4 protein-coding genes and 1 pseudogene are annotated in these 4,909 nt (G+C 58.0%); 4 read left to right on the top strand and 1 reads right to left on the bottom strand.

Annotated elements, in window-relative coordinates:
- Nucleotides 1-562, bottom strand: a pseudogene (locus tag VL003_RS08960) (methyl-accepting chemotaxis protein); the annotation flags it as partial.
- 385 nt (nt 563-947) lie between these two features.
- Here VL003_RS08960 and VL003_RS08955 point away from each other — a divergent pair.
- From VL003_RS08955 to VL003_RS08940, 4 genes are all read left to right on the top strand, one after another.
- The gene (locus VL003_RS08955; protein WP_414708274.1) at nt 948-1,388 is read left to right on the top strand and encodes a low affinity iron permease family protein; all 441 of its coding nucleotides are present in this window, start codon (nt 948-950) and stop codon (nt 1,386-1,388) included.
- Nucleotides 1,389-1,500: 112 nt separating this feature from the next.
- Entirely contained in the window at nt 1,501-1,848 is a 348-nt protein-coding gene (fdxA, locus tag VL003_RS08950; protein ID WP_325441664.1) for a ferredoxin FdxA, read from the top strand.
- Nucleotides 1,849-2,061: 213 nt separating this feature from the next.
- On the top strand, nt 2,062-2,535 hold the full coding sequence (locus VL003_RS08945; RefSeq protein WP_325441662.1) for a (2Fe-2S)-binding protein: 474 nt from the start codon (nt 2,062-2,064) through the stop codon (nt 2,533-2,535).
- Nucleotides 2,532-4,706: a xanthine dehydrogenase family protein molybdopterin-binding subunit gene (locus VL003_RS08940; protein ID WP_325441660.1), complete on the top strand. Its 2,175-nt coding sequence runs from the start codon at nt 2,532-2,534 to the stop codon at nt 4,704-4,706. The genes VL003_RS08945 and VL003_RS08940 overlap by 4 nt, the downstream gene beginning before the upstream one ends.
- Nucleotides 4,707-4,909: the final 203 nt, after the last annotated feature.

Below are 4,909 nucleotides of genomic sequence, written 5' to 3'. Positions count from 1 at the left end.
CCTCGGGGCATAACGACGCCACCACGTATTCGAGCTCGGCTGCTTGCACGGCGTCGCGATGCAGCCACACGGCCACATAGCAAAGTATGGCCGACTCCACAACGACGTAGGCGGCGTGGGTCGCGACCCGGCCTAAGCCGGGCTCGGTAAAGCAAATAACGCCGTAGCCGAGTTCTTGCAGATAATCAAAACTGACATGATGAACGGCGATGACGATTGCAGCTGTAAGTATCACCCGCCAATCGCGGTAGCACACCAACACCGCCAGCAGAACGAACACGCCGAAATGCAGTTCGGTTACCCCCGCCGCCTGATGGATGTGCAGCCCGGTGAAGATCATCATGGCTGCGCCCATAAACAGACGCGTCGGCAAGCCGCCCGGCATCAAAACTGCGCAGGCCGTGGCTACCAGCGCTACGGGCACGCCAACAAAAAACGCCCAGGTAAATGTGTGATACATGGGCGCCAGACCGAATGACATGGCCAGTAGCAGCCACACTACGACCAGCATGAAGCGGTCGGCTTTTCGGTAATGAGTGTCTAGTTGCTGTGCCGGGTTCATTTAGGAGCCTAGAAGTGACGCGCCTGAAATCGGATGTTTGCGCTTATATTAGTTAAGTCTAAGATATATATGTTAATAAAATTATTAAAAGAGTCAATTTGAAACAAGGATAGCTGGAAGTTTTTCGCACCCCGCGCCCCTTAGGGGCGTGCACAGCATTGCTCTCGCGTCGCAGGGCATCCACGGGTCGGGGCATTCCTGTGCAGGGCCGTCAGCTTGCGGATAAGCGCATCCGCCAGCGCGAACGAGCGGCAAAAGGGGCACGCGGATTGCTGGGCTCGTGGCGTGCGACCGGTCTGAGCAGCCGGGCGTTAAACATAATTACGGTTCGGAGCCTAGGTAAATGGAAGATAAATTTCGGCGCCTGTCTGAGCAAATCGCCCGTATGGCCGGCACATCGTGGGTGTTCATGGGCGCCTTGGTGTTCATACTGCTTTGGGCCGTGTCGGGCCCGGTGTTCGGGTTTTCCAATACCTGGCAGCTGGTCATCAACACTGGTACCACCATTATCACCTTCCTGATGGTGTTCCTTATTCAAAATACCCAGAACCGCGACGCCACCGCCGTTCATTTGAAGCTTGACGAGCTGTTGCGGGTGATCAAGGGCGCGCGAACGGGCATGATCAACGTCGAGCAGCTGAACAATGACGAGCTGGAGAAGCTGCGCCGCGACCTGGAAGCCATCGGACGTGAAGAGGGCTGCGATCTGGCGTCCATTGAAGCAAAAATAACCACCGAGCAAAGGCACAGGGAAAGCGCCGGTGGAGCATCGAAACAGAGTCGATCCGAACAATCGATTGAAGTCGAGATCGAGAAAAAGAAGTAAGACGGCGTATTGTCTGGGTTTGTGGCGTCGCTGTTTGTTACGCAGCGCGGCAAGGTCACACGAATGAAATGGGGCGTGACGTAAAATAGAGGGTCTTAATTCAGGTCCCAATATGTCATTTGTAGTAACCGAAGCATGTATCCAGTGCAAATACACCGACTGCGTCACTGTGTGCCCCATGGATTGCTTCTTCGAAGGCCCCAATTTTCTTGTCATCCACCCCGACGAATGTATTGATTGCTCAATTTGCGTGGCTGAATGCCCGGTCGGCGCGATCGTCAGCGAACACGAAATCGACGAAAACCAGCGGCACTTCATAGAAATCAATCGTCGCCTTTCGGTCGATCCGCGCTACCAGCGCATCTCGCGCGCCCAAGCACCCATGCCCGACCATGAAAAATGGGCGTCTGTCAAAGAGAAGCTGAATCTGCTGGACGTCGACGAGACCGTCGCCGGGTAATTGCCGGCGCTTTTTCGTTTAAGGGTTTACCCCTTACATAAGGAACACCCCCCATTGGGCCACCGCGCCGATGGGGGCCTTGTTGCGTCTGTTCAAAGCGGTTGGATATTGCCAAAACGTCAGCTCCCGCCTATTGTGTTGGAATCCACGCTCAGTGCACTGAACCTGGATAAGGTTGTTGTCAACTAAATATAACTACTGGAGACAGACCATATGATCAACTTCACCCTTAACGGAGAACCCGTGTCGGTGCAGGCGGACGGCGCCACGCCCTTGCTCTGGGTGCTGCGCGAAAACCTGGACTTGACGGGAACCAAGTACGGTTGTGGCGTAGCTCAGTGCGGCGCTTGCACGGTGCATCTCGATGGCCAGGCGGTACGCTCTTGCATCTTGCCCATTTCATCCCTTGAAGGAAGGCAGGTAACCACGGTCGAAGGCCTGATGCAAAGCGATATGGGACGCGCGCTGGAGTCGGCCTGGGTCGAAGAGCAGGTCGCTCAGTGCGGCTACTGTCAATCGGGTCAGCTCATGACCGCGGCGGTCTTGCTTAAACGTGCAAAAGGGCCGCTTTCTCGCGAAGAGGTGCTGGAAGGCATGGCGGGAAATCTGTGCCGTTGCGGTACCTACAATCAAATAGCCGCTGCTGTTGTGGGCGCACAAAAAGCGACTGCTCCGGAGGCAACATGACACTGCAATCAATCTCGCGCCGCGCCTTTCTGGTAGGTAGCGGCGGCACGGTGGTGGGCGTTATGGTTGGCGGTTTGGGTGTCGGCAATCTGGCGCAGGCCGCGCAAGAGGCTGCTAATCAAGCTTCGGGGTTCAACCCGGTGGCCTGGGTCAGTATCGGGCCCGACAACTCGGTCACCATTTATTCGCCCGGAGCCGAAATGGGCCAGGGCACCATGACCGCCATTCCTTCTATCTTCGCCGAAGACATGGAACTGGACTGGAGCTTGGTGAAGGTCGAGAAGTCGCCCAACAACGCCAAGCTATTCGGCAACCCGAAGTTCGGTGGCGGAATGGTTACCGGCTCTTCGCGTACGGTGGTCGGGTATTACGACGTCATGCGCCTGGCGGGTTTGCAGGCCAAGCTGGTGTTGGTGAATGCCGCAGCCGAACAATGGGGCGTGCCCGCCACAGAAATAACTGCCGAGAAAAGCCTGCTGAAGCACGTTGCCAGCAATCGACAAATGACCTACGGTCAGGCGGCGGCCAAAGCCCAAGCCCCCGACGAGCTGCCCAAAGTCGACATCAGCATGCTCAAGCCCATGTCCGAGTTCAAGATAATCGGCCAAAGCCTTGCCCGGGTCGACGTCGCATCAAAGTCAAACGGCACGGCCCGGTTCGGGCTTGATACACGCCTGCCCGGCATGGTGTGGGCAGCGGTGCTGTACGCGCCGGTGCAGGGCGAAACGCCTGAAACCGTCGACGACACTGCGGCAACCCAAATTGCCGGGGTAAAAAAGGTGATCAAGCTCAAGCACGGGGTGGCCGTTGTTGCCGACTCCTTCGCGACGGCACAAAAAGCGCGCGCCGCTTTGAAAGTTACGTGGTCAACCTCGGCCAAGGCCCGCGGCTACGATAGCGATGAGGTCATGAAAGACTATGTGCGGCTTGCCGAAAGCACGGACAAAGCCGGCGATGTCTGGGACAAGCACGGCGATGCGTCAGCTGCGCTGAAAGGCGCTGAGCGTACCTTCCAGGCTACCTACACCACTGCCCATGTGGCTCAATGCACCATGGAGCCCATGAACTGTACGGCGCGAGTAGACGGCGAACGCATCGAACTCTGGGTGCCTTCGCAGTCCGGCAGCATTGTGGTCGGAACCGTCGCGGCAGTCGGCGGGTTCAAACCCGAGAACATCACGGTTCATACCACCTTGTTGGGCGGGGGGTATGGGCGTCGGGTCGAGGCCGACTACGCCGTCGATGCGGTTGCCTTGGCAAAAGAGCTGCCGGGGGTGCCGGTGCAGGTCATCTGGACGCGCGAAGACGACTTTCAGCGGTCTCGCTCACGCCCGCTCACCGCTCAGCATCTGGTCGCGGGCGTCGACAAACAGGGCAAGATCGTGGGTTGGCACCATCGTCTCGTGTCCGAAGGCATATACTCACGCGTTAATCCAAAGGCTTATCAGGGTGCCGGCAACAAAGACGCGCCGGTCATGGAAGGGGCCGACGGCATCTACGAAATTCCTGCATTTCTTATCGAGCACAGCCGGGAAGAGCGGGGAATCGACGTTTCGTTCTGGCGTGGAGTAGGGGCGGGCTACACCAAGTTTGCCCTCGAAACCCTCATCGATGAGGTCGCCGAGGGGCTTGAAAAAGACCCATTGCAGCTACGTCTCGAGCTCACCGGCAAGACGCCGCGTGCTCAGGCTGTGTTGCGCGAGGCAGCCTTGATGGCAGGTTGGGAAAAGCAGCGTCCCGAAGGCCGGGCCCTGGGCTTGGCATTTTCCGATGCCTGGTCCACGTTCATAGCCATGGTGGTAGAGGTGTCGCTTGAAAACGGACGCCCCTTGGTACACCAGGTGTGGTCGGCAGTTGATTGCGGTCATGCCATATCGCCAAAGAACGTTCAGGCGCAAGTCGAAGGTGCAGCCCTGTTCGGGCTTTCGGCGTTGCTGGGCGAGCAGCTTGACTACAAAGGCGGCGAGGTACAGCAACGCAACTTTGATTCGTACCCATTGCTACGGGCTAACCAGACCCCCTTGTTCGAGGTCAAGGTCATGCCCACCGACAACCCGCCCGGCGGCATGGGCGAAGTCGGGCTGCCGCCAATAGCTCCTGCGGTTGCCAACGCGGTGGCGCGTCTTACCGGGCAGCGCATTCGCGCTTTGCCTTTCCCCAAGGCTGTATAGCCTTTCTTGCCGACCGCTTCGGCAAATGGTTTTGCCGAAGCGGTTTCTGACCCGCCGCGCACCCTATCTCGTCGTGTTTTAGACAGGGCCGGACCGGTCGTGCCCAGAGGCTCGTTCCGATTTGGCTATGCTACATTGCTGGCTGATCACCGCCTATCCGGCGGTCTGCGGAAAGGGTCGTGTCATGCCTCAAGCAACACCAG

Source organism: Pusillimonas sp. (assembly GCF_035515275.1).
Lineage (GTDB): Bacteria > Pseudomonadota > Gammaproteobacteria > Burkholderiales > Burkholderiaceae_B > Pusillimonas.
Note: the sequence above shows the minus strand (reverse complement) of the source record. Positions and strands in the feature narration are given on the sequence as shown.

Bases quoted from the DNA above. Each gene is read 5' to 3' on its own strand.
- fdxA (WP_325441664.1), top strand. From the start codon at position 1,501: ATGTCATTTGTAGTAACCGAAGCATGTATCCAGTGCAAATACACCGAC.
- VL003_RS08940 (WP_325441660.1), top strand. From the start codon at position 2,532: ATGACACTGCAATCAATCTCGCGCCGCGCCTTTCTGGTAGGTAGCGGC.
- VL003_RS08945 (WP_325441662.1), top strand. From the start codon at position 2,062: ATGATCAACTTCACCCTTAACGGAGAACCCGTGTCGGTGCAGGCGGAC.
- VL003_RS08955 (WP_414708274.1), top strand. From the start codon at position 948: ATGGCCGGCACATCGTGGGTGTTCATGGGCGCCTTGGTGTTCATACTG.